Source organism: Dickeya oryzae, assembly GCF_020406815.2.
In the GTDB taxonomy this organism is placed as follows: Bacteria; Pseudomonadota; Gammaproteobacteria; order Enterobacterales; family Enterobacteriaceae; genus Dickeya; species Dickeya oryzae.
The window spans coordinates 4,139,436-4,162,544 of sequence record NZ_CP162670.1 but is presented as its reverse complement, the minus strand read 5'-3'; the positions used below and the strand labels follow the sequence as shown (position 1 = coordinate 4,162,544).

General features: G+C 56.3%; 18 protein-coding genes. 3 read left to right on the top strand and 15 right to left on the bottom strand.

All coding sequences use genetic code 11. The features are described from left to right. Nucleotides 1–12: 12 nt before the first annotated feature. From rhaM to rhaB, 4 genes are all read right to left on the bottom strand, one after another. A complete protein-coding gene (gene rhaM, locus LF929_RS18305) occupies nucleotides 13–327 on the bottom strand; it encodes an L-rhamnose mutarotase (RefSeq protein WP_038903198.1) in 315 nt (104 codons plus the stop codon). Between the two features lie 180 nt (nucleotides 328–507). Continuing rightward, nucleotides 508–1,338 (bottom strand): rhamnulose-1-phosphate aldolase, encoded by an 831-nt coding sequence (rhaD, locus tag LF929_RS18300; RefSeq protein ID WP_210176094.1) that lies wholly within the window; start codon nucleotides 1,336–1,338, stop codon nucleotides 508–510. 23 nt (nucleotides 1,339–1,361) lie between these two features. Further along, nucleotides 1,362–2,618 (bottom strand): L-rhamnose isomerase, encoded by a 1,257-nt coding sequence (locus tag LF929_RS18295; protein ID WP_226093226.1) that lies wholly within the window; start codon nucleotides 2,616–2,618, stop codon nucleotides 1,362–1,364. After that, entirely contained in the window at nucleotides 2,615–4,087 is a 1,473-nt protein-coding gene (gene rhaB, locus LF929_RS18290) for a rhamnulokinase (protein ID WP_226093225.1), read from the bottom strand. Before rhaB ends, LF929_RS18295 begins: the two co-directional genes overlap by 4 nt. Nucleotides 4,088–4,434: 347 nt before the next feature. Between rhaB and rhaS the strand changes: the two genes are divergently transcribed. Beyond that, nucleotides 4,435–5,271 (top strand): HTH-type transcriptional activator RhaS, encoded by an 837-nt coding sequence (gene rhaS, locus LF929_RS18285; protein ID WP_226093224.1) that lies wholly within the window; start codon nucleotides 4,435–4,437, stop codon nucleotides 5,269–5,271. A gap of 44 nt (nucleotides 5,272–5,315) precedes the next feature. Further along, complete coding sequence (rhaR, locus tag LF929_RS18280; RefSeq protein WP_038906953.1) at nucleotides 5,316–6,170, top strand: HTH-type transcriptional activator RhaR; 855 nt, start codon at nucleotides 5,316–5,318, stop codon at nucleotides 6,168–6,170. 95 nt (nucleotides 6,171–6,265) lie between these two features. Here rhaR and LF929_RS18275 read toward each other — a convergent pair whose 3' ends face one another. From LF929_RS18275 to LF929_RS18260, 4 genes are read right to left on the bottom strand one after another with little or no spacing between them, the layout of a single operon-like run. Continuing rightward, nucleotides 6,266–7,966 carry an ABC transporter ATP-binding protein gene (locus LF929_RS18275; protein ID WP_226093223.1) on the bottom strand — a complete coding sequence of 567 codons (1,701 nt, stop codon included), beginning with the start codon at nucleotides 7,964–7,966 and terminating at the stop codon, nucleotides 6,266–6,268. Beyond that, entirely contained in the window at nucleotides 7,963–8,874 is a 912-nt protein-coding gene (locus LF929_RS18270; RefSeq protein WP_226093222.1) for an ABC transporter permease, read from the bottom strand. Before LF929_RS18270 ends, LF929_RS18275 begins: the two co-directional genes overlap by 4 nt. Further along, nucleotides 8,864–9,829, bottom strand: a complete 966-nt coding sequence (locus LF929_RS18265) for an ABC transporter permease (protein ID WP_038906955.1) — start codon at nucleotides 9,827–9,829, stop codon at nucleotides 8,864–8,866. Before LF929_RS18265 ends, LF929_RS18270 begins: the two co-directional genes overlap by 11 nt. Beyond that, nucleotides 9,807–11,432 (bottom strand): ABC transporter substrate-binding protein, encoded by a 1,626-nt coding sequence (locus LF929_RS18260; protein WP_038903205.1) that lies wholly within the window; start codon nucleotides 11,430–11,432, stop codon nucleotides 9,807–9,809. Before LF929_RS18260 ends, LF929_RS18265 begins: the two co-directional genes overlap by 23 nt. Nucleotides 11,433–12,128: 696 nt before the next feature. Between LF929_RS18260 and LF929_RS18255 the strand changes: the two genes are divergently transcribed. Continuing rightward, the gene (locus tag LF929_RS18255; protein ID WP_168364848.1) at nucleotides 12,129–12,584 is read left to right on the top strand and encodes a hypothetical protein; all 456 of its coding nucleotides are present in this window, start codon (nucleotides 12,129–12,131) and stop codon (nucleotides 12,582–12,584) included. A 150-nt stretch (nucleotides 12,585–12,734) separates the two neighbouring features. Here the strand turns inward: LF929_RS18255 and LF929_RS18250 are convergent, their stop codons facing one another. From LF929_RS18250 to pepP, 7 genes are all read right to left on the bottom strand, one after another. Then, nucleotides 12,735–14,606, bottom strand: a complete 1,872-nt coding sequence (locus tag LF929_RS18250; RefSeq protein WP_226093221.1) for a glycosyltransferase — start codon at nucleotides 14,604–14,606, stop codon at nucleotides 12,735–12,737. Between the two features lie 28 nt (nucleotides 14,607–14,634). After that, on the bottom strand, nucleotides 14,635–15,858 hold the full coding sequence (locus LF929_RS18245; protein ID WP_226093220.1) for a DUF1501 domain-containing protein: 1,224 nt from the start codon (nucleotides 15,856–15,858) through the stop codon (nucleotides 14,635–14,637). Nucleotides 15,859–15,871: 13 nt separating this feature from the next. Further along, nucleotides 15,872–17,818 (bottom strand): DUF1800 family protein, encoded by a 1,947-nt coding sequence (locus LF929_RS18240; protein WP_226093219.1) that lies wholly within the window; start codon nucleotides 17,816–17,818, stop codon nucleotides 15,872–15,874. Nucleotides 17,819–18,044: 226 nt separating this feature from the next. Continuing rightward, nucleotides 18,045–18,587 carry a DUF1440 domain-containing protein gene (locus tag LF929_RS18235; protein ID WP_038906960.1) on the bottom strand — a complete coding sequence of 181 codons (543 nt, stop codon included), beginning with the start codon at nucleotides 18,585–18,587 and terminating at the stop codon, nucleotides 18,045–18,047. A gap of 775 nt (nucleotides 18,588–19,362) precedes the next feature. Continuing rightward, entirely contained in the window at nucleotides 19,363–20,574 is a 1,212-nt protein-coding gene (gene ubiI, locus LF929_RS18230) for an FAD-dependent 2-octaprenylphenol hydroxylase (RefSeq protein WP_226093218.1), read from the bottom strand. Between the two features lie 22 nt (nucleotides 20,575–20,596). Beyond that, entirely contained in the window at nucleotides 20,597–21,775 is a 1,179-nt protein-coding gene (gene ubiH / locus LF929_RS18225; protein WP_226093217.1) for a 2-octaprenyl-6-methoxyphenyl hydroxylase, read from the bottom strand. Further along, nucleotides 21,772–23,100 carry a Xaa-Pro aminopeptidase gene (gene pepP, locus LF929_RS18220; RefSeq protein ID WP_226093216.1) on the bottom strand — a complete coding sequence of 443 codons (1,329 nt, stop codon included), beginning with the start codon at nucleotides 23,098–23,100 and terminating at the stop codon, nucleotides 21,772–21,774. The genes ubiH and pepP overlap by 4 nt, the downstream gene beginning before the upstream one ends. Between the last annotated feature and the right edge of the window lie 9 nt (nucleotides 23,101–23,109).

The window sequence follows — 23,109 nt, the reverse complement described above, 5'->3', positions numbered from 1 at the left end:
TCTGATAGCAAATTAGTCGAGATAGAAAACCGGGGCGAGTTCTGCGCTGACGGGGCTGTTGTCCGGGTTGGCGGGCATCACCTCTGTCATGTATTTCCACCAGCGCTGGCAGACGTCAGTCTGAGCGATGGCATTCCAGCGTTCCTCTGACTCGATTTCCACATACGCGAACAGCAGGTGGCGAGCCGGGTCGAGGAAAATACTGTAATGGTGTGCGCCGTGGGCTTTTAACTCCGCCTCCAATTCCGGCCAGATAGGCGTGTGGCGACGTTGGTATTCGTCGTGGCATTCCGCAAAGACCTGCATCACAAAGGCTTTTCTCAACATGATGGTCATCCTGTGGCGAGTGATCGCTAAAACGGTTATCCCGCATGAGGCGGGGGAAACGTCCTTGTGTCCCAGGCGGGCAGCGTGCAATAACCCGGTTTCACCCGCTGTCACCTGATGGTGAACCCGGCGGTTGTCGCTGCCCGCCGGGTGTCCTGGAGACTGAGGCGAGCCTGCCTGTTATGCGAGGGGGTGCAAAGCAGCCGCCATTGGCGTAACCCCAAAGCGCTGGCCGAGGGCGATCAGCTCTTCGGTCGAGATGGTCTGTTTTTTCCCGCCCATCGAACGCACTTTGACCATCACTTCTGCCGATTTCTCAGCGGTATCGATCAGGCCGAAGGCATCATCCAGCGAGGGGCCGGTGCCGAAAATACCGTGGAACGGCCACAATACCAGCGAGTGGTGTTGCATTTGTTCCGCCGTCGCATCGCCGATGGCGTCCGTTCCCGGCACCATCCACGGGACAATCCCTACGCCGTCCGGGAATACCACCAGACATTCGGTACTGCCTTCCCACAGTTCACGGGTGAAGGTGGCGCTGTTCAGTTCCAGCACATAGCTCAGCGCGATCAGGTTGGTGGCGTGGCAATGCATGATCACCCGATCCCGTCCGCCGCTGACCTTCATACGCACACTGTGCGACTGGAAATGGGCCGCCAGCTCGGAAGTCGGCAGACCACCGTGGGTCAGCCCCCAGAAAATACGATAACCACGACCGTCGCCATTCACTTGTAAGAGCACCAGATTGTCCGCCGGGTCCAACTGCACATTGCGAAAGAACTTGCCGGACCCGGTGACGATAAACCAACAGCCAGCCAGTTCCGGCATGGGCTGAGACAGCGCTTCATGGCGCGGGTGTGGATAGAAATCGCTTTCAAATGGCGTCACGTCGTCTGTGGTCAGGCGCAGGCTGATGTTGCCGCCGTTGCGCTCATCCCAGCCTTTGAGCCACATATCGCTGGTGGCTTTGATCATTCCCTGTACAAACCAGGAGGAGAGAATTGATTGCATGGTGAATCCTTAACGTTGACCGATTAACGTTGACAGAGAACGGTGTTTTCGTAGTGACGTACCGATTGCAGCCAGTCGCTGCCGGGCATGACGTCATGTTGCTGGCAGTAGCGCTCCCACACCGCTTGCCACGGCAGCGATTTCTGTTCTTCCAGCAGTGCCAGACGGGCGGTGTAGTCACCGTTTTGTTCCAGCGTGCGCAGCGTGTCAGTGGGTTCCAGCAACGCACGCAGTAAGGCTTTTTTCATGTTGCGGGTGCCGATAACCCAGGCGGCGATGCGGTTGATGGAGGCGTCGAAGAAATCCAGCCCGATATGCACCCGGTTAAGCAGGTGATGGCGCACGATTTCATGGGCGATGGCCTGGGTTTCGTCATCCAGCAGCACCACGTGGTCGCTGTCCCAACGTACCGGGCGGCTGACGTGCAGCAGCAGGCGTGGCACAAACAGGCTGGCGCTGGAGATCTTGTCGGAAATCACTTCGGTGGGGTGGAAGTGCCCGGCGTCCAGACAGAGTGCTGTCTGGCGACTGGTGGCGTACCCCATGTAAAACTCGCCGGAGCCGACGGTAAAACTTTCCGCCCCTAACCCGAACAGCTTGCTCTCTACAGCATCGATATGGTGGGCCGGATCCAGTTTTTCTGCGATCACCTCGTCCAGTGACGCCAGCAACCGTTGGCGGAATGCCAGCCTGTCTACCGTCAGGTCTTTCATCCCGTCCGGGATCCAGATATTCATGACCGAAGCCGTTCCCAGCTCGCGGCCGAACCAGGCGGAAATGCGGCGGCTGGCCTGACAGTGTTCTATCCAGAAGCGACGTATTTTTTCGTCCGGGTGTGACAGGGTAAAGCCGTCGCTGCTAAAGGGGTGTGAAAAACAGGTTGGGTTAAAATCCAGCCCCAGATGTTGTTCTTTGGCCCACGCGACCCAGTTGCTGAAATGCCGTGGTTCGATGGCATTACGCGCCACTGGCGTTTCCGATTCCAGATAGATCGCATGCAGATTAAGGCGTTTCGGGCCGGGAATGTGGCGAAAGGCTTGCTCCAGGTCGGCGCGTAATTCGCTGGCGTCGCGTGCCTTGCCGGGGTAGTTACCGGTTGCCTGAATACCGCCGGTCAACGCTCCGCCGCTGTGTTCGAAGCCGGTGACGTCATCGCCCTGCCAGCAGTGGATGGAAACCGGAATCTGATCGAGCTGGCGCAGTGCGGCATCCACATCGATGTTCAGGCGGGCGTAACGTTCCTGGGCTAGACGCCAGGCTGTTTCTAGTGCGGTATTCATACGGTGAGCTCCTCATTAATCTGACACAGCGCCTGAAAACGACGCCAGTGATCAGCAAAATCACTATCCTGTCGGGGGATAAACGGTTGTAGCGGGATGTTGTCGGTGAGAAGACGACGAAATGCCTCCAGGTTTGCCACGTCGCCCTGGGCTATCAACTGACAGCCGATATTGCCGAGGGTAGAGGCCTCAACCGGACCGGCCAGCACCGGCACCTGACAGACGTCGGCACACAGTTGGTTGAGCAGGTGGTTGCGGCTACCGCCGCCGACAACATGCAAATGGCGTAACGGCGTACCGCGCAGCGCGCCGAGTGTCAGCAGGCCCTGACGGTAGGACAACGCCAGGCTATCCAGAATGCAGCGCACCAGCGCCACCGTGCTGACAGGTTGTGGTTGGTCGTATTCACGGCAGAGTTCGCGCAGGGCATCGCTCATGGAAGGCGGGTTAATCAGCCGTTCGTCGTTTGGGTTTATCAGGCTGACAAAACCCGGTTGTGCTGACGCCGCTTCAAGCAAGGCGGGCAGGTCGGTGACCTGTTGTTCCTGACATACCCGTTGTAATAGCCAGAGCCCCATAATATTTTTCAGTACCCGATAGCGGCCGCCGACACCCCCTTCATTAGTGAGATTCGCGGCCAGCGCCGCCGGGCCGGTCAGCGGCGTCTGGCTTTCAATGCCGATAAGTGACCAGGTACCGGAGCTGAGATAAGCACTGTCTGTATCGGTTAGCGGGGTGGCGACCACCGCGCTGGCGGTATCGTGGGTCGCCACGCTCACGACCGGTACCGCGCGGCCGCTGGGTGCTATCCACTCGCCGAGCCGCTGGCCCGGTTGATGCGGGGTGGCAAGCCAGTTGGGCGGTATGCCCAGATAATCCAGCAGACTGTGGTCCCAGTCACCGCTGTCCAGATTCAGCAACTGTGTGGTGCTGGCGTTGGTGTATTCGCAGGCTATATGGCCGGTTAACCGGTAGTGAAAATAATCCGGGATCAGCAGCAGATGCGCCACCTGCCCCCAAACGTCCGGTTCCTGCTGGCGCAGCGCCCGCAGTTGGTAGAGGGTATTGAACGGCAAAAACTGAATACCGGTCTGGCGGTAGAGGCGCTCGCGGCCCAGTTCGGCGGTGACCTGCGCCATCTGTCCATCGGTGCGATGGTCACGGTAAGAGTAGGTCAGGCCCAGCCGGTTACCTTGCTTATCCAGCGCGACCATATCCACCCCCCAGCTGTCGATACCGATGCTGACCGGGTGAATACCGCGGGCGTCGATGGTTTCAAGCCCGTGTCTAATCTGGCGTTCCAGTTCGTCCAAATCCCACAGGTGATGCCCCTGCCAGTGACGCAACTGGTTGCTGAAACGGTGAATTTCCTCCAGCGTTAACCGGCGGGTTTCGGTTTCCAGCGATGCCAGCATGACTCGTCCGCTGGAAGCACCAAGATCGACCGCCACATAATGCCTGACCGCCATTGCTGTTCTCTCCGTTATCGATAAGGTGTGGGTGACTGTGTTTGGCAGTGTAGGAAAGTTGCGGCGGCGGCACCTTTGGGTGAGTGCCACCTGAAAAATGGGGATGGCAAAATGGCAAAGTTGGCTGTGAAGCGGTTCACGATTTGCGGTGATAGCCAGTGAGTGACCCGCGTTGGACGAACGATAAACGCCTGTGATCCTGACCACATTTCAGTGATTTAACGGCTGAATCTTGAAAAAATGACCTCGCGAGGGCCATGTCGCGGCGCTATTTTAAGGCGCAGGGGCCGCCCTTCTGACTACTCTATCTGACAAGCGAATCAGTCAGGTGGAAGGGGGAAGACGACATGACACAACTTCATGGCGAGGAGTTTTTTGTTTCACCCGTGGCGACAGTGGCCGTAGAACCCCGGATGCCGCAGCATGCCTTTCCCGAGCACTATCACGACTTTTGGGAGATAGTGCTGGTCGAGCAAGGTGCAGGTGTGCACGTGTTCAACGATCAACCCTTCGCGCTCTGTAGCGGGGCGGTATTTTTCGTGCGCGACAACGATCGCCATTTGTTTGAACAGGTGGAGGAACTGCACCTGACCAATGTGTTGTATCGCTCGCCGCGTGGGTTCCGTTTTCTGTCGGACATCGCGCCGTTTCTGCCGTATGGCGCGAATGGTGAGTGGCTGGGGCAATGGCAACTGAATGCCGGGACACAGCAGCAGGTCAAGCAGTTGATTCTGCAACTGGCGGCGCTGGCGCGCCATGAACGACCGGAAGATATTGCGACCAGCGAAAGCCTGTTCCTGCAAATTCTGGTGCTGCTGCGGCAAAAGAGCTTTCAGACGCAGGGGGACGGCAGCGAGCGGCTGGGGATTCAGGCGTTGCTGGGCTGGTTGCAGCATAACTTCTGCGAAGAGGTGGACTGGGACACGCTGGCGGACCGTTTTTCGCTGTCGTTGCGTACGCTACACCGACAGGTAAAACAGCGCACCGGCATGACGCCGCAGCGTTACCTGAACCGGTTGCGTCTGCTGGAAGCGCGGCGTCGGTTGCAGCACAGTGATGACTCGATTACCACCATCGCCCATGATTGTGGTTTCAGTGACAGTAATCACTTCTCCACCCAGTTCCGCAAAGCCTTTTCGCTGGCCCCGAAAGCGTTGCGCCATCAGGCGCTGTGTGAGGACTAAGAGCCCTAATGGGATAGGCTCTAACGTGACAGGGGCGACAGGCTGTGCCATCCCGTGGGTTAAAGCTACGAACGGAAGATTACTTTCTTACCGATAAAAATACGGTCACGGTGGCGGAGCGCAGCCCGCAGCCCGCGTTTCCGTTGCATCACCACGACTTTGACGAGCTGGTGATTGTCTGGCGCGGCAATGGCCTGCATCTGTGGAATGACGTGCCTTATCGCATCACCTGCGGCGATCTGTTTTATGTCTCCGCCCGTGATCGTCACAGTTATGAATCGGTGCACGATCTGGAGCTGGACAATATTCTCTATATCCGCGAGCGCCTGACGCTGCCTGCCGACTGGCAAAATTTGTTGCCCGGCGGTGAGGTCTCACAGCAGCAACGTTACTGGCGGCTGGCGACCCAGAGCATGGATATCCTGCGCGACAAAGTGGAAAATCTGGCGCAGGAGTGCATGAAATCAGACCCGCTGTCGTTACAGCTTAGCGAAGTCCTGCTGTTGCAGATTGCACTACTGGCGATGCGGTATCGTTACGCACCGGAAAGCACCCAACTGGCGGATGCCCAGCAACTGGATTTGCTGATGAATGCGCTGCGCGCCAGCATTGCCCGACCATTTCGGCTGGAGGATTTCTGCCAGTTGCACGGCATCAGCATGCGTAGCCTGCGTAGTCGCTTCAAACAACAAACCGGTATGAGCGTGGCACAATACCTGCGCCAGTTGCGGCTCTGTCGGGCGATGGAATTGCTGCGCCACAACCGGCAAACCATCAGTGAGGTGGCGGCTGAATGCGGTTTTGACGACAGCAATTATTTTTCCGTGGTATTTCATCAGGCATTCGGCGTCACCCCCAGCGGTTACCGGCAGCGCTTTCAGTCTGGCGCTAAAGTGTGAGCCGGTGGCGGCTCATTATTTCGAGGAAGGTTACCGTGCTGAACGTGAGGTGCGGTAATAGCGCCAGAGTTTTATGATGGCGCGCTGAAATAACGTCAGGCGTTAATCGCGTTATGTTGTTGGTTAATTTCCACCGGGGCGACGGTAGACAGTAATTGCCGGGTATAAGGGTGCTGTGGTTGAGTGAATATCTGTTCCACGGTGCCGTGTTCCACCACGTCGCCGTCTTTCATCACCGCAATCCGATGGCTCATGTGCTGTACCACGCCAAGATCGTGGGAGATAAACACCATCGACAGGTGTAAACGGTGCTGCAACGCCACCAGCAGGTCCAACACCTGTGCTTGCGTGGTGACATCCAGCGCGGATACCGGCTCGTCGCAAATCAGCACCTCTGGCTCTGCCGCCAGCGCTTGTGCGATGGAGATCCGCTGGCGTTGCCCGCCGGATAACGATTGTGGCCGTCTGGCAAGCAATGTGGGTGATAACCCCACCAGTTCCAGCAGGGCGAGAATGCGCTGCTGGCGGGCTTGTGGGCTGAGATCGTGTCGCAGCCGCAACGGTTGCAGCAGGATCTGCTCAATCGTGAACTGCGGGTCGAACGAGCTAAGCGGATCCTGGGTGATGGTTTGAATGCGGGCGCGCAGCGGGCGGCGCTCTCGCTCCGCCAGCCTGCTCCAGGGGTGTCCGGACAGGCGAACTTCACCGCTGTCCGGTGATTGTAACGCCAGTATCACCTTCCCGAGCGTGGTCTTGCCGGAGCCGGATTCGCCAACAATACCCAGTGTTTCCCCCCGTTCTACCGCCAGCGAAATGTTATTCACTGCGGTCATCCGGCTACCATCCGGGCGCTTAAAGGAAACGGAGATACCGTCGACCTGCAACGCCAGCCCGTGCTTTTTATGTGAGGTGTCGACAGAAGAGAGCAGGGATGAGGCCTGCGCACTGAGCGGGTTTTCCCCCGCCAGCCAGTGACCACGGGTTGCGGCGGTGGGAATAGCGGCCAGCAGACGGCGGGTATACGCATGCTGCGGAGCGGATAGCACCTGCTGCGCCGGGCCGTGTTCCACCAGCGCGCCGGTTTGCATCACCATGACCCGGTCGGCGACCTGAGCGACAACCGCCAGATCATGGGTTATCAGCAGTACACCGTGCCCGGCCTGCGCCAGCGCGGTAAACAGTTTGAGGATCTGTTGCTGGACGGTGGCATCCAGCGCGGTGGTCGGCTCGTCGGCGATCAGCAGTGTCGGCCCGGCGGCCAGCGCGGAGGCGATCAATGCCCGCTGGCGCAGACCGCCCGACAGTTCATGCGGGTACTGTGCCGCCCGGTTGGCCGGGTCGGGAATACCGACCTGCGCCAGCAGATCAGCAACGCGAACGGCCACATCGCTGCGTGCTGCCAGCTTATGGGTCAGTAGCGGTTCCGCCACTTCCTGCCCGATGCGCCGTAATGGGTCGAGCGATACCAGCGCATCTTGCAACACAAAGCCTATCTCCCGGCCGCGCACCTGTTGCCATTGCCGGGCGCTCAGGTGTTGCAGGTCGCACCGGCTGCCGTCGTGGCGCACCAGTTCGATGGCATTCGCCTCAATCTGTGCCCGTTCACCTGCCAGCCCGACCAGCGTGCGTGCGGTGACCGATTTACCGGAGCCGGATTCGCCCACCAGCGCCAGAATTTCCCCCGGATTAACCTGAAACGACAGGTTACGCACCGATTCCACCGGCCCATGCGGGCTGGGGAACGTCACGTTTAACCCTTCGACGCGTAATAACGGCTGCGAAGCAGACTGACTCATGCTGCCCCCTTAGCCAGAATGGCTTGTAAACGTCGGCCCAGCAGGGTGATGACGATGACCGACAGCGCCACTACGCTGGCCGGAAACAGGCTGACCCAGGGTGCGATATCCAAAAAGTTGCGGCCATCGGCCAGCAGTGCGCCCCATTCAGCGGTCGGTGGCACCACGCCAAGGCCGAGGAAACTGAGCGCGGAGGCGGACAACACCGCATTACCGACACCGATGGTGGCGAGAATCAACAGCGGCCGCAGGGTGTTGGGAATGATATGACGCACCACGATGTAGAGTGGGTGTTCGCCCAGTGCGATGGCGTGCTCCACGTAGCCGGAGAGTTTCACCTGCAACACCTGCGAGCGTACCAGTCGGGCATAACCGGCGACGCCTGAAAGCCCGACCGCCAGGAGTGTGTTTTCCGGGCCACGGCCCAGCACGGCAATGACCAGCAACGCCAGTAACATTTCCGGGAACGCCAGCATGATGTCCAGCAGTCGCACCAGTACACGGCGTACTGGCAACGGTGCCAGCGCCGACAGTGTTCCCAGCACTACACCGCCGACACAGGCAATGAGCATTGCGCCGACGCCGATGCTCAGTGATAGCGACGTACCGTAGACCACACGGGTAAACACATCGCGGCCGAGCGGGTCGGTGCCGAACCAGTGGCCTGCGCTGGGAGGCTGGAGTACTGCGCCCATGTCCATTTCATCCGGCAGACGGTGCGTGAACAGCGACGGGAAAAATACCGCCAGCAGCAACAGCAACACAGCCAGAGCTGGCAGCATGGTTGCTGGTGCCAGCCAGGGGCGGCGATCAGTGATCTCTCTTAAACGGCGTATCCGCATCCGTAGTCCGTTGTCAGTGACAGGCTGGGGGGAGAACGGTTTATAGGTTAACGGTTCACTGCTCATGAGCGTTCGCCTTTTTTCTTAAACGGGGGTCGATCAGGAGATAGAGCGCATCCACCAGCAGGTTGATGACTACAAATAACAGCGCGGATAACATCACCAGTCCCAGCACCAGCGGCATATCGCGGCTTTCGATGGCATGCAGGGTAATCTGGCCGATACCGGCGCGGCCAAACACGGTTTCGGTCAGCACCGAACCGCTCAGCACCCCCGCCAGCAGCGTTCCGGTCAGTGTAGATGCGGCCAGTGCGCCGTGGCGCAGACCGTGGCGAAGGCGCAACCAGGTTTCGCTGACGCCTCGGGTGCGCACCGTCAGTGCAAACGGCTGTGACAACGCCTCTTCCAGACCATCGCGCAGTACCTGGCTTAGCAACGCCGCCAGCGGCAGACTCAGGGTAACGACCGGCAGCACCAGTGATATCAGCCCGTCGTTGCCCATCACCGGGAACCATTGCAGATGAAAACTGAACACGCTGAGCAGCACGATACCGACCCAGTAGACCGGCGTGCTGAGTAGCGTCAGTTCCAGCCAGGACATCAGCGCCCGTAGTCGGGCATGACGACCGGCGGTCAGCAAGGCATTCACGACAGAGAGCAGCAAGGCCAGCACCAGGGCGCTTATCGCCAGTTGAACCGTTTCCCGCATGGCGTCGCCAATCAAGGCGATGACCGGTTGCCGGTACTGATAGCTGACGCCGAAGTCGCCTTGCAGCGCCTGCCCGCAATAGCGCAGGTATTGCATCCACAGCGATTGATCGAGCCCAAACTGCTTGATCAGCGCGGCACGGTAGGCTCCATCCACCACGTTATCGCCGCCGCTCAGGATAGCGACCGGATCTCCGGGGATCAGTTTGACGGCGATAAACGTCAGCGTGGCGGCACCCCAGAGCACCGCCACAATGGTGAAGAGTCGCTGGAGCGCCGTGACGGCCAGGTTACGGTTTAATCCAGACATCATAGAAGTTCGGTTTGGCGTTGGTGGCCCAGCTAATGCCCTGTACTTTCTTCGACAGACCTAATTGGTAGGCCGGGATGAACAGCGGTACCGCGTAAGCCTGATCAAGCAATTCATGCTGGATAGCGCTGTAAAGCTGCTGACGTTCGGCATCGCTGGCACCGATGGCTTTTCTCAGCTTGTCATCCAGTGCGTGGATGCGGCTGAAGTTATTACCGTTAGGTGGAATATAGTTGGAGTCGAACACGGTGCGCAGGATATCCGGCTCGGCGCGTACAAAGTAGTTGGAGGCGATATCGTAGTCGTTATCGTTGGTACGGCTGATGAAGCCCCCACCGTCGACCGGATTAAGCTGGACGTCGATACCCGCCTGTTTCACCTGATACTGCACCGCCTGGAACAGGGTGATTTCCGCCGCTTCCGACGAGCCGGTGCTGTAGACGAACTGTACCGTCAGGCGTTTACCGTCTTTGGTGCGGTAACCGTCGCTATCTTTGGTTTTCCAGCCCGCGTCGTCCAGCAACTGGTTGGCTTTTTTCAGGTCAAAGCCCCCCAGCGCGGCGGCGGATGGGTCGTAATACAGGGTCGACGGGCCCAGTACGCTGTCGGCCGCTTTTAAGGTACCGAAGAACGCTACTTTTGTCGCTGAAGGGGCATCCACGGCGTGCAGGAAGGCACGGCGTACGTTGATGTCCTGGAACGGGCCCTTAGACGTATTCAGATAAAGTACACGGTTAACGCCTGGGTTCTCGCGGGTGATCAATTCCAGACGGGTGTCTTTTTTCAAGGCGGTGGCGTTGGCCGGTGGTACGGCGTCAATCGCCTGTACCTGACCGCTGCTCAGAGCGCCGAGACGCACCGATGATTCCGGCAGGTACTTGAATTCGATTCTATCCAGATAAGCCGGACCCGAGTGCGCGGCATAACCAGGCCCCCAGTGGTAATCCGGGCGTTTTTTCAGACGGCTGCCGCTACCTTTGACGAACGATTCCAGAATAAACGGACCAGAACCCACGATAGTGTTGCTGGTATTCGGGGTGTTTTTCAGGTAAGTCGGCGACTGAATGCCCAAATACGGCAGGCTCAGCCCCTGCAACAGTGCGGAGAACGGACTCTTGTAACTGATCACCACGGTATAGTCGTCTGGCGTAGTAATACTGTCGATCGGCCCTAACAGCGATTTGGCGTAGCTGGAGGTGGTTTTCGGGTCGAGAATACGGTCCAGATTGTATTTCACGGCGGCGGCGTCCAGTGTGGTGCCGTCACTGAAGGTCACGTCTTTGCGCAGGTGAAAGGTATAGCGGGTATTGTTGTCGCTGATTTCCCAGCGTTCAGCCAGCCAGGGGGTAAAGCGGTTGTCTTCCGCCTGACCGACCAGCGAATCCACCACGTTGCGTGCCACCAGTGCGGCCACGGAGTAGGCAGTAATCGAGGGGTCGATAACCGGGGTGTCGCTGCCAAGCCCGATATTGAGCGTACCGCCTTGTACCGGGGCCGTCGCGTCTGCTGCTGTTGCGAAAGGCGATGTACTTACCGCCAGAGAGAGCAATCCTGCACTGAGCAAGGATATCCGTGATACTTTGCCTGTCTGAAATCGTATTGCCATTCCCTGAGTCCTCAACAATCTGCATCGTCTGCATGGAAAAAATCTGGTAATAGCCCGGTACTCTAGGAGATTGTCATATAAGTGTAAAAGTATAAAAAATTATTTTTAATGTTCAAAAAGGCATAAAAAGAACAACAGGGCATGAGGAAAGACACCAGACCGGATGCGACATGCAGGCGGTTATATAAAGAGTTGTATATAAAGAGGGGACAGAGCGTGTTGCCAGTAATACAAAAACGCAAACAGTAAAAGAAAAGCAAGAGGAGATTTTTGCTATAACGTGCGCTTTTTCTCCTGGCTGATTATGTTGTTAATTCCCTGCCGGGTATTCACTGGAGGGAGTGAATCCTTTTTTTTTGCGATAAAAAGCTGTAAATATGAATTAGTCAGTGATTGTTTTCTGTGGTGCTGTTTATTTTTATTTGTTTTTTCTATTTTCATTGTTTTTTGTCTGTGGAAATATATTCCTTACGGGTTGTTAGTATTATTGTTTTCAACCTAATAGCTATCAAAAATTTAATTTCAAAAATTGATTATTGTAATTTTACTTCTCTAATAATATATTTTTATTTTATACCCAAATAATTCGAATTGTAGGACAACACGCTAGCGTTGGCCCTTTAGGGCAACGCACCTACAACTCGAAGTATGAAGGGGATATCCGAATTAATTGTACCCTTTAAGACAGGAGGTGGAGTGGAATACTCTATTCTTCGTGGTGTGTTTTCTGGTCTGCCCGATTTAAATGATCCTCGCTTTTCAGTGTTTAATGATTTTTATTTGAATAATAAGGTGACGGTGCTGGCGTCGTTACCTTGGGTAGTATCAGAAATTATCGAGAATGATGGTTTTGATAAAATGATTGAATTCATTATCAATCATGGCGGAGGACGCATTTATGTCAGCCGGGACTATCCTCTTTTTCTGCAAAGAGTCGGCATGCATCTGTCAAAAAAGACGTATGACAAGATGCTATTCCACTCCATGCCCGATAATGTTCTGGATATTCCCTCTTCCTGGGGGATCTATTTAAAATTGCGGAATGTCGCTGTCAGGTTGTTGTTAAGCCAGGGGGTGAGCCAGGAGCAGATTGCACGAGACTTCGGTATAACCAGTCGTGCATTACGCAAGATAGTGGCCGTGAAAGAGTAAGCACCACGGCCACGCGGCTATTACTATTAATGGGTCATGTCATTACTATTAATGAGTAATGTTATTACTATCATGCTATTTCATGTGCATTGATGCATTTCGTTTTTCTGTAATGATATTATTCTTTTTTTTATTTATCTCGCTACCGTTTTATCTGTCTTGTATGGGGGCTCGTTGATAACGGTGATGAATAATTCCAGGCGAAAAATAATGACACCACGCCGCGATGAAATAACGGGCCAGCATAATGCTCAGCAGCACCGCGGCAAAAAAGAGATAAATATGCTCTCCGGCAGACAGTAGCGTGAACGTGAGGATCACATTTGCCATCAGCCACCCCAGGAGGAGGTGATCCCGCGATCGTTTCCAGCGTGCTGAAAGATTATTGGGTGTGGCATGAGTGAGCCCTTTTGTTCCCCAACTGATATCGCTGAACTGGGCGAGGGAATAGGTCGTCAGATATAGCGGGAAAAATAACAGGCTGGGCAGGTAATAAAGCGCTATCCGCCACCCTGCATTCGGGCTGTCAGGTGAGGTAAGAGCAATCAGTAAGAGCGGCAGTATAAATAGCAGAATTATCGCCAGCGGATAAACCAGCAAGCTGCTGAGGGTGAGCAAGAGAGTGGCAAGCCCCATCAGCGTCATGGCGATTTGATGAAACAGGAGTCCTGTCGCGGTGTTGATGCTGCATGAGCGGCTAAGGACTATCACGCCACACCACAGTAACAAGACGCCGCCCGCCCAAAGGTGTGGCGTCATGTCCGGTGAGTCGGCTAACAGCGATGGCATGCTGAGTGCAGCCGAGAGACTCAGCAGTGTGGGGGAAAACAATAACGTGAATAACGGTATGCAATGCCACAGCATCGCTAGCGTGATCTGGCATTTGCGGCGGTACGAGAGCGCAGCCTCGCGCCATAGCGCAGGCAGTTCCAGCAAAGCGGAAAAGCGGGCGGCCAGGGTGCTGTTGATCCAGCGACGGCGCTGGCGCATCAATTCTCTCAGTGTGGTGCAGGCATCGGTTTCCAGTCTGGCTGGGGGCAGGTACGTTGTGGTGGCTGGGGTCTCTTTAATCAGCTCAAACCCCAATACCCGGTCTTCCGCCAGGAACTGGTTATGCTCCAGCAACCCTGCCGGATGCAGACCGCGTAAGTAGCGTGTCAGGGGGGATGACCCCTGCGGACCCGGAGCTATCAGCGCGGCATAGCGCATCAGGCTACACTGACCGGGAAGCACATCCATATAGCCAAGGCATTGACTCACTGGCCAGTCGGTGACCTTTTCCCAAATAAAATCAGCATATTGCCAGTTGGTTATCAGGCTGGCGTCAGTCGGTATGGCGGTGGTGGTGTGTGTCGCCAGTGCCGCACAGTCATGGTGTTGTTCCAGATACGGGTACAGGTGGTACAGGCAGTCGTTGTCAGGAATCGAACCGCTATCGATTTGCAACACATAACGCGGGGTGATCACCCGGCAAAGATGGCGGAAAAACCAGTTGTGCGAATCCAGCTTACCCCGATTGTCGCGTTTCTCTGCCAGCAGCAGTGGTGAGTAGCGGCAGCTTCCTTCCGGTTCGGACGATACCGGCATCAAACCAAACGGTGGCGGATCAGCCAGCGCACTGCGCTGGACGTGCAGACGGTTGTGAGTCGTGTGGCCCGTATTGGTGGTATCCGACAGGGTAAAACCAGATGATACCAGCCAGCGTCGTGTGTCAGGGTGGAGTGCCTCTTCACCGTCGGTGATGAGGCAAATCATCAGGGAAGGGGGCGCGTGGTCATCGCTGTAAGGTGAGGTATGACGGCGCAATACGGCATGACTGCGTGATAGTGCCGCCAGCGTATCATTGAGCGCTGTCGGCGGCTCGTTATACAGGGTGACGCATACCAACAGGTCACAGGTGCCGGGCAGCGAGGCGTCGTATATAAAATCACCTTCTGATACCCGCTCGTGAATCACGCTGTCGGGCTCAGCGTGGGTGAGTACAGGGTTTTTGATGTGCGGCAGGGGCATGGCGTTATTCATGATTGTCATCCTTGTTATCATCATGAGGTTAGGTGCGAAAGCGCAAAGGCAGAGGTGAAAAACCTTCTTGCTGCAATGGGTTATGCGGTAAGCGCCAGAACTGCGTCACGATGCTGGAATAAAGCTGGCGAAAGTCGGTGGTAAAGGTCGGGTTACCGACGTCATCGAGCCTGTCCAGGTCGGTACGTGAGCCATAGAGGCCGCCGCTCAGTGCACCGCCCAACAGGAATGCTACCCCGCTGGTGCCATGGTCCGTGCCACCAGACGCATTCTCCTGCGGTCGGCGACCAAATTCTGATTGCACCAGAATCATGCTGTCCTGCCAGACGCCGATGTCTATCAGGCCCTGACGCAACCCTGTCAGTAGTCTGGCGACCTGTTGCAAAAGTGGGCGATGTTGCTCTCGCATCAGCGAGTGCAGGTCAAACCCGGATGTGCCTAATTTCAGCACCGGGGTGTCTACACCACAGGCTATCAGCCACAGCAGTTGTGCGCCCTGAATGTAGACCGGTGGCATATAGCCTGATGGCTCGGGGGTGAATAATCGCTCAAATGGATTGGGGCGATTGAGCTTTTGCCGAATGCGCTGATGGATAGTGTGGGTATTTTCTATCAGTGAACGCAGATAATGCGAGGCGTTGTTATCTGTCGGCATCGCCGCCCGTAATGCCATATCGTCGCCAGACCGCAGTGCGTCGGCATCCTGAAGCTCAAGGGCGAAGACCCCCTCCTGATGTATAAAATCGGGCGAGCCGGAGAAGACAATGCCATCGGTATCGTAGCGTCTGGCGAGGTCTTGATTGGCCGCCAGCGTACGGCCTACCCAGCCTGAGCGCGAGCTGAGGTCGGTATTGGCGGTATTCCAGATGGCGGTGGCATCGAAATGCGACAGCGTCGGATGGGGATAGCCGATATCCGAAAAGATTGCCAATTCCCCACGCTGATAAATCTTCTCCAGCTCGACAAGCCCAGGGTTAAAGGCGAACTCATCATTGAGCGGCAGCCATTCGTTGGCCGGAACCTCCAGCGTAGGGCGATAGTGACGATAAAGCGGGTCACGATAAGGGATCAGCGTATTGAGGGCGTCGTTGCCACCAAACAACTCAATGATAATCAACCTGCGCTGGCCGGTTTGCTGGCGTAACGCCTGAAGGTTTTCCGCTAACAACGGCGCAGGCAGCAGTGAGACCAGTGGCAGCGAGCCGAATAATTTCAGCAGGTTTCTGCGGGTGTAATCAGGTGCGGTCATCATAGGTCACTCCCTATCATTTCAGGTTGTAGGCCGGGTCGAGGCTCATAATCCGGTACATCTGTTGCTGCAATTCCCTCAGCTGGCTGGCGGATGACGCTTGCATGGCCACCGCGGCCTCATCAGTAAGCACGGGCATCAGCGGCGGCAACGGTGCCGGAGGAAGCGGCGATGACGCCGCGTGGGCCTGGGGAGTACGCGGTGCTAACTGCAATCTCGCTGTGCCGTATTCCAGGTTGAAATTCAGAGGGGTTTGTAAGTCTTTCAGTGACGCCTGATCGGCACTGTCCGCGTCATCTAACGAGAACTCCAGCTCGGCGTGGCAATAAAACGATCCGAGCGGCACCCCAATCGGACAAACGCCCGCGGTGGTATTTACCCAACGCGCCCGGGATGGGTTATAGCGTTGACCATTCAGCGCTATCCAGTTGATGAACAGGTGAGTATCGACGTCCGTTAGCGTAAAACTGACCGTGACGGTTTTGGGGTGTGGCGGCAGTGCGGCACTGGGAATAACGGTGTTTTCCCACATCGGCTTCATGGCGGCGGATTCGTTCGAGGCTTTTTCAATGCCCTGCGTGTGCAAACCGGCATTGGCGGTGATCGTGGCAACAGGCTGCTGGTTGACGCTCACGCGGAATGTCGCTGGGACGCGGCGATATTCGGAACTAAAGCGAATATGTAATCCGTCGACAGGCTTGTCCGCCAGCAGAGCGGACTGGCTGACGGCCACCCACAGCCGCTCGATAATGCGTTTGCGGTTCGTGATTTGTCCGCTGGTTAACCAACTCAGCCCCCCTTTCCAGCCAGAGACATCCGGGGCGTTGAACGGTTCTTGCCCCAGCACGGCGGCGTATTCGGTGAGGATGCGGTAATCAGGCAGGCGCAGACGAAAGGTGCGGGCAAATCCGACTATCATATCCAGCGGCGATTTGACTAAATTGCCACGATTTTCCTCGGCCCAGAATGCATCGCTTAATAGCAACGCGTTAAGTAGTGCCCGCAAATCATAATGATTGTCACGCAAGATTGCGGCCAGCCGGTGTATTTCCGCCTCATTGGGGGTGAGGGAGACGAACTCGTAATACAGCTTGCCGGCAATACGTTCAGCGGTACTGGGCTGGCGCAATAATATGTCGACGAGCTGATCAAGTTCATCACTGGCACTTCCCTGTACCGATTGGCCGAGGATCGTTTTTTCCCCGGTATCGCGCTCGTGTTCGTTGACCTGATAGCGCCAGCCGCCTTCCTGGGCGACGGTATGCCCAGCCAGCAGGCGGGAAACTTGCTTCACATCTTGCTCACTGTAATGGCCGATACCCAGCGTGAATAACTCCATCAGTTCTCGCGCCAGGTTTTCATTCGGGTGGGTACGTGTGTTTTTAACGTTATCCAGCCCGCTTAACATCATGGGGTCACGCAAAATACCGCGCAGTAATTCCCGAAAATTGGTGGTGCCGACATGTCGGAATAGCTGCAACTGGTCATAAAACGGGGCGGACACTCGGGTGTTCTGAAAGCGTGAAACAAAATGATTGTGCCAGAACAGCGTCAGGCGTTCGGCAAAGGGCGCAGGCGTTTCAATCATCTCCTGCATCCACCAATCCTGTAACTGGTGCATTTCGTTGATGCGCCGAAACATGACGGATGTTTTCTCCCAGTCTTTATCCCAGTAATTCGGGCGTGGCTGGGAAATATAAAAGGGCGGCTGAAGCGTCTGGGGCGTGTCCAGCGATGCCAGCAAGTGTGACACGGCCTGCTCTCTGGAAAGCGGCAATAGTGCTTCGATATCGGGCTTACTGGCACCGAAACTGGTGCGTTCAAGTAAATGCCGGGCATCATCAGGTGTGAGTGCATGCGCACTGCCGCAAAGCAGAAATAACAAACCCGCGATGTGAAGATAACTGACAGTGTAACCAGAGAGCCGGTGTAGGAAAGACGTCAGAAAATAAGTGGGCATCATGTCGGCGTCCTTTATTGTTAAGAATATGTTGCTTCCTGCGACATGATGTGACTGTAAGCTATTTAGGTTTGTGTACCAGGTGGAACAGTTCCCCTGGTCTGTATGAAGGGCGGATGTGATATCTGAAATGGAATGTAGCGGGTGGAACGGCGGTCGAGCGTAAGAGGAAAAAACAGAACGCCCCTAATAGCCATCAGGGGCGGATAACTGTAATGCGAGTGATAAATCAGTGCGCGTGTTGAGTCGTCAACGTATCGTCTTCTGACTGGTGGGTGATGCGGTTACGCAAGTCACGACGCGCCAGCTCCGCTACCCAGAAACAGAACATGTGGCCAAAGATTTCTGAGAAGTGCTCAGCGAACGGCTGATCCCAAGGGGCAGGTACAGTACCGAACAGCGGCAGCAGTACGACGTGGAACACCACCCACAGAACCAGACCGTAGAACGCACCCTGCCACAGTTTGATGCGCGGCCAGAATTCTGCGGCTACGCAGTAAAGCACGGTAAACGTGATCGAAAAGCCGAAGTGCATGATGAAACTCATGATCGGTCGCGGGTTGCCATTGAACAGATAGGTCAGATGCGAAAGATCAAACGACATGCCAAGCTGCTGCAGTAATTGCTGGGGCGGGTTGGTCAGATCCCGTGCCGGGGTCCGGGGTGGGAAAGGAATTTCCCAGCCAAATTTGGCTATCGCGCAAATAATGCCGGCAATAATGCCAATCAGCACCGCCAGTATGATCTTTTCCTTTACAGTACGAGCTTGCATGCTATTTCTCCTTGGGAATAAAAAAGAAAAGACGAACAGTGAGTGAGACCCCAGAACAGGTTGGTACATGGATAAACCATGACACCTGAATTAGGTTTCGATGCACTTTCCTTTAAATGATTACGATCGCCTTTGTGAAAATCATACGCCTTTATATTTCGATATTCGAGTATTACTCATTCGTACAATCCCCCTGATGGGGTAATTGTTTTTCTAATTATGAAAAATGTATTCGCTCATTGGCGTGATATGATTATTAATAGGTTATTGTGACGAAAATGTATATTAAATAACGTGTTAAACAGATTGTGATGTTCGTAAAAATCAGTGCGCAATAAATGGAATGTGTTTTTCTTTGGTTCGGATAATTTCAATTCAAAATAATTAAATGATGTCTGATTAATGGGGAATAATTGGCGTCATTCGTTTTTGAATATATTTATATACCCGTCATACTTCAAGTTGCAGGTGTGTTGGCTGCGTTCGCTCACCCGAATCACTTACCTAAGTAAGCTCATCGGGATTCGCTCTCTTGCCGCATTACAAGGCTCTAATGAGCCTTGCCCTAAAGGGCCAACGCGTGGCGTTGTTCAACACGCAAGCATGTTGTCCCGCAACTCGAATTATTTTGGGTATAGTGGCCGTTATCTGATATTCAGACCGTCGCGATTCAAAAAAGCGTCATTCAAGAAAACATCACGCAGGGAAAACAGGGCAGGTATATTGGGCGACGGGCTGCGCCATCCTCAATGCTCGCAGCCCGATTATTGTCAGCTTATCCGGCGTGATCCAGCCATTCAGGCAGGTCGTTAAGTCCCATGGCCTGACGTACCAGCGTTGGCTTGATGCCCGGCAGTGTATCCGCCAGCTTCAGGCCGATATCACGCAGCAGGCTGCCCACCGGGTGAGAACCGGCGAACAGGGTACGAAAGCCCTGCATACTCGCCAGCATCATGGCGGCGCTGTGCTTACGACGCCGCTCGTAGCGCCGCAGATACAGATGCTGACCGATGTCTTTTCCTTGTGCCTGTAGCCGTTTAAGCTCGGCGATCAGTTCCGCCACATCCATGAAACCGAGGTTGACGCCCTGGCCTGCCAGTGGATGAATCGTGTGCGCGGCATCGCCCGTCAGCACCAGCCGGTGGGCGGCGAAGCTGCGGGCATAACGTGCGGTAAGCGGGAAGGACTGGCGTTCGCTCTCCAACTGGCACAAACCCAAACGCATATCGAAGGTGATAGCCAGTTGTCTGGCAAAGGCGTCAGCGGGCAGCTCGCGCAGGTGCTGAGCACGCTCTGGCGGCAGTGACCAGACGATGGAACTCAGATGCGGATCGCTCAGCGGCAGAAACGCCAGAATACCCTCACCGTGGAACACCTGGCTGGCAATCGCGTTATGCGGCTGTTCCGTGCGGATATTGGCGACTAACGCATGGTGGCCGTAATCCCAAAACGTCAGCGGAATGTCGGCGTGTTGGCGCAGCCAGGAGTGTGCGCCGTCGGCACCGACAACCAGCCGGGCGGTGAGCATGCCGCCGTCTTCCAGCGTAATAAAGGCTTCGTTCTCACCCCAGGCGACCTGACGCAATGTGGCAGGAGCCATGAGGGTGATATCCCGCGACTGGGCTGCCTGTTGCCACAACGCCCACTGGATAACCTCGTTTTCGATAATGTGGCCGAGGTGGGAAAAACCGAACTCCTCGCCGCAAAAACGAATATTACCGAAGCTGTCTTTATCCCAGACATACATGTCGTTGTAAGGGCTGAGTCGCTGTGCGGCAATCCCCGGCCAGACGTTGAGCTTGCGCAGTAACGCTTCACTGGCGGCATTGATGGCGGATACGCGAAGGGCGTGCGGGCCGTTTACCGACGGTTCGGTGGCGGCCTGCTTATCCAGCACTGCGACGCTCAGGCCGCTACCTTGCAGGCCGCAGGCCAGCGCCAGTCCGACCATGCCTCCACCCGCGATAACCACATCAAATGATTGCATAGAGCATGAATTCCTGTCTGTATTAACGTTCTACCCAGCCCAATGTACGCCGCGCCAGTACGTCACGCAGCAGCGGCAAGCTGTTCATGGCCATCAGCCCCAGATTCCGCCCAACTTCCATCACGAACAGAGGGTTGGAGAAAACGCGCACCAGCCCATCCGTCAGGGCGACGGTGGTGTGCTGATCCGGCTCACGGCGGCGTTGATAGCGTTGTAGTACGGCCTGACTGCCCGGATCCTCACCTTGTGCGGCCGCTGCCACCAGGGTTTCCGCCAGGGTCATCACGTCGCGCAGGCCAAGGTTGAATCCTTGCCCGGCAATGGGGTGCAGGGTTTGTGCCGCATTACCCACCAGCGCCAGCCGATGGCTGATATGCCGACTGGCGGTCGACAGCACCAGCGGATAGCTATGGCGCTCACCGACGTGGGTGATGGCACCGAGCCGCCAGCCGAACGCCCGCTGTAACCGTTGGCGGAATTGCTCATCGCTCCAGCTATCGACTTCAGCCTGCTGCGATAAAGGATGGCACCACACCAGCGAGCTGCGGCCCCGACTCATTGGCAGCAGTGCCAGTGGGCCGTGTTCGGTAAAGCGCTCATAGGCGCGGCCCTGATGCGCTTGTGCAGTAACGACATTCGCGATGATCGCCACCTGTTCATAAGGCGTGTGCTGCCACTGGATCCCCGCATGTTGTGCCAGCCGGGAGCGTGAACCGTCGGCCGCCACCAGCAACTGCCCCTCAAGGCGTGTGCCGTTGTCCAGCAGCAGCGAGGCGCTATCTGTCTCCCGCTGCAGGCTGACCACCGTGGCCGGGCAATGTAACCGCACGCCTGGCGCATGCTGTAATAACGCGAACAGGCGCTTGCCGACGTCGTGCAATTCGACCACATGACCTAACGCGGGGACCCGGTAATCACGGGCCTGCAATTGTACCCGGCCCGCATGGCCCCGATCGCTAACATGTATATGGGTGATAGGCGTCGCGACCGGCGACAGCGTTTGCCAGACGCCGATGGCATCCAGTTGCATGCTGGTACCCTGCGCCAGTGCGATGGCGCGAGCGTCAAAACCGGGATGTTGGTTTTCCTCTGGCGAGCGGGTTTCGACCAGATCGACCGCAAGTTTCCCGCCAGACAGATGGGAGATAGCCAGCGCCAGTGTCGCGCCAGCCATGCCGCCGCCGACAATCATTATGGTCATGAAACGCGTCCTGCCGCCCTTGCCATCAGTGCTTCGATCGCGTCAGGGTCTTTGACGACGCCGCCGGTCAGCACTTCATTGCCGGTGGTGGTGATCACGATGTCGTCTTCGATGCGGATACCGATGCCGCGATATGCCGCGGGTACATCGGCGTCCGGTGCGATATACAGACCCGGCTCTACCGTTAGCACCATACCCGGTTCCAGCGTCCGACCGCGATCCGCAGAGCCGTAATCGCCGACGTCATGGACGTCCATACCCAGCCAATGGCTCAGGCCGTGCATGAAGAACTGACGGTGGGCCTGTTCCGCGAACAGTGCATCGACATCGCCATGCAGGATGCCGAGTTTAATCAGGCCGCGCAGCATGATACGCACCACTTCTTCATTGACTTCGCGGATGCTGCGACCCGGCGCGAACATCTCTATCGCACGCACCTCAGACTCCAGCACGATATCGTAAATAGCGCGTTGTGCAGGACTGAATTTGCCGTTGACCGGGAACGTGCGAGTGATGTCACCCGCGTAGCCCTGGTATTCACACCCGGCGTCGATCAACACCAGGTCGCCGTCGCGCATCTGGCTTTCATTTTCGGTGTAATGCAGGATACAGGCGTTTTCGCCGCTGCCGACAATGGTGTTATAAGACGGGTAACGCGCGCCGTGGCGGTTGAACTCGTGGTGGATTTCGCCTTCCAACTGATATTCGAACATGCCGGGGCGGCATTTTTCCATCGCACGGGTGTGGGCCAGTGCGCTGATTTCCCCTGCGCGGCGCAGGATGTCGATTTCCGCCGGAGACTTGAACAGACGCATTTCGTGTACCCACGGACGCCAGTCCGTCAGGGTCGCCGGTGCGTTAAAGCCTTTGCGTTTACCGCCGGTACGCAACGTATCGAGCGCGGCGAACACCAGTTTATCGGCGTGGGCGTATTCGCCCTGCGCGTGGTAGACCACGTCCAGACCATTGAGCAACAAGTGCAGTTGTTCGCCGATTTCGTTAAATGGCAGTGCCCGGTCCACGCCCAGTTTGGCGGGTGCGGCTTCCTGACCAAGACGACGACCAAACCAGATTTCAGCCGTGACATCACGTACCCGGTTGAACAATACGGTATGGTGATGATTTTCATCGCTTTTAATCAGCAAAAGCGCGGCTTCCGGCTCATTGAAGCCGGTGAAATACCAGAAGTCGCTGTTCTGGCGGTACGGATAGTCGCTGTCCGCGTTACGCTGAGCTTCTGGCGCAGCGAACAGGATCGCCGCGCTGCCGGGTGCCATTTTGTCCAGCAGAGCCAGACGACGGCGAAGGTATTCTTGTGAATTCATTACCTGCTC

Excerpts from the sequence above, each read along its gene's own strand:
- rhaS (WP_226093224.1), top strand. The coding sequence starts at position 4,435 with ATGACACAACTTCATGGCGAGGAGTTTTTTGTTTCACCCGTGGCGACA.
- LF929_RS18260 (WP_038903205.1), bottom strand. The coding sequence starts at position 11,432 with ATGGCAATACGATTTCAGACAGGCAAAGTATCACGGATATCCTTGCTC.
- LF929_RS18250 (WP_226093221.1), bottom strand. The coding sequence starts at position 14,606 with ATGAATAACGCCATGCCCCTGCCGCACATCAAAAACCCTGTACTCACC.
- rhaD (WP_210176094.1), bottom strand. The coding sequence starts at position 1,338 with ATGCAATCAATTCTCTCCTCCTGGTTTGTACAGGGAATGATCAAAGCC.
- LF929_RS18265 (WP_038906955.1), bottom strand. The coding sequence starts at position 9,829 with ATGATGTCTGGATTAAACCGTAACCTGGCCGTCACGGCGCTCCAGCGA.
- LF929_RS18240 (WP_226093219.1), bottom strand. The coding sequence starts at position 17,818 with ATGATGCCCACTTATTTTCTGACGTCTTTCCTACACCGGCTCTCTGGT.
- LF929_RS18235 (WP_038906960.1), bottom strand. The coding sequence starts at position 18,587 with ATGCAAGCTCGTACTGTAAAGGAAAAGATCATACTGGCGGTGCTGATT.
- pepP (WP_226093216.1), bottom strand. The coding sequence starts at position 23,100 with ATGAATTCACAAGAATACCTTCGCCGTCGTCTGGCTCTGCTGGACAAA.
- LF929_RS18270 (WP_226093222.1), bottom strand. The coding sequence starts at position 8,874 with ATGAGCAGTGAACCGTTAACCTATAAACCGTTCTCCCCCCAGCCTGTC.
- LF929_RS18295 (WP_226093226.1), bottom strand. The coding sequence starts at position 2,618 with ATGAATACCGCACTAGAAACAGCCTGGCGTCTAGCCCAGGAACGTTAC.
- LF929_RS18275 (WP_226093223.1), bottom strand. The coding sequence starts at position 7,966 with ATGAGTCAGTCTGCTTCGCAGCCGTTATTACGCGTCGAAGGGTTAAAC.
- rhaM (WP_038903198.1), bottom strand. The coding sequence starts at position 327 with ATGTTGAGAAAAGCCTTTGTGATGCAGGTCTTTGCGGAATGCCACGAC.
- ubiH (WP_226093217.1), bottom strand. The coding sequence starts at position 21,775 with ATGACCATAATGATTGTCGGCGGCGGCATGGCTGGCGCGACACTGGCG.
- LF929_RS18245 (WP_226093220.1), bottom strand. The coding sequence starts at position 15,858 with ATGATGACCGCACCTGATTACACCCGCAGAAACCTGCTGAAATTATTC.
- rhaB (WP_226093225.1), bottom strand. The coding sequence starts at position 4,087 with ATGGCGGTCAGGCATTATGTGGCGGTCGATCTTGGTGCTTCCAGCGGA.
- ubiI (WP_226093218.1), bottom strand. The coding sequence starts at position 20,574 with ATGCAATCATTTGATGTGGTTATCGCGGGTGGAGGCATGGTCGGACTG.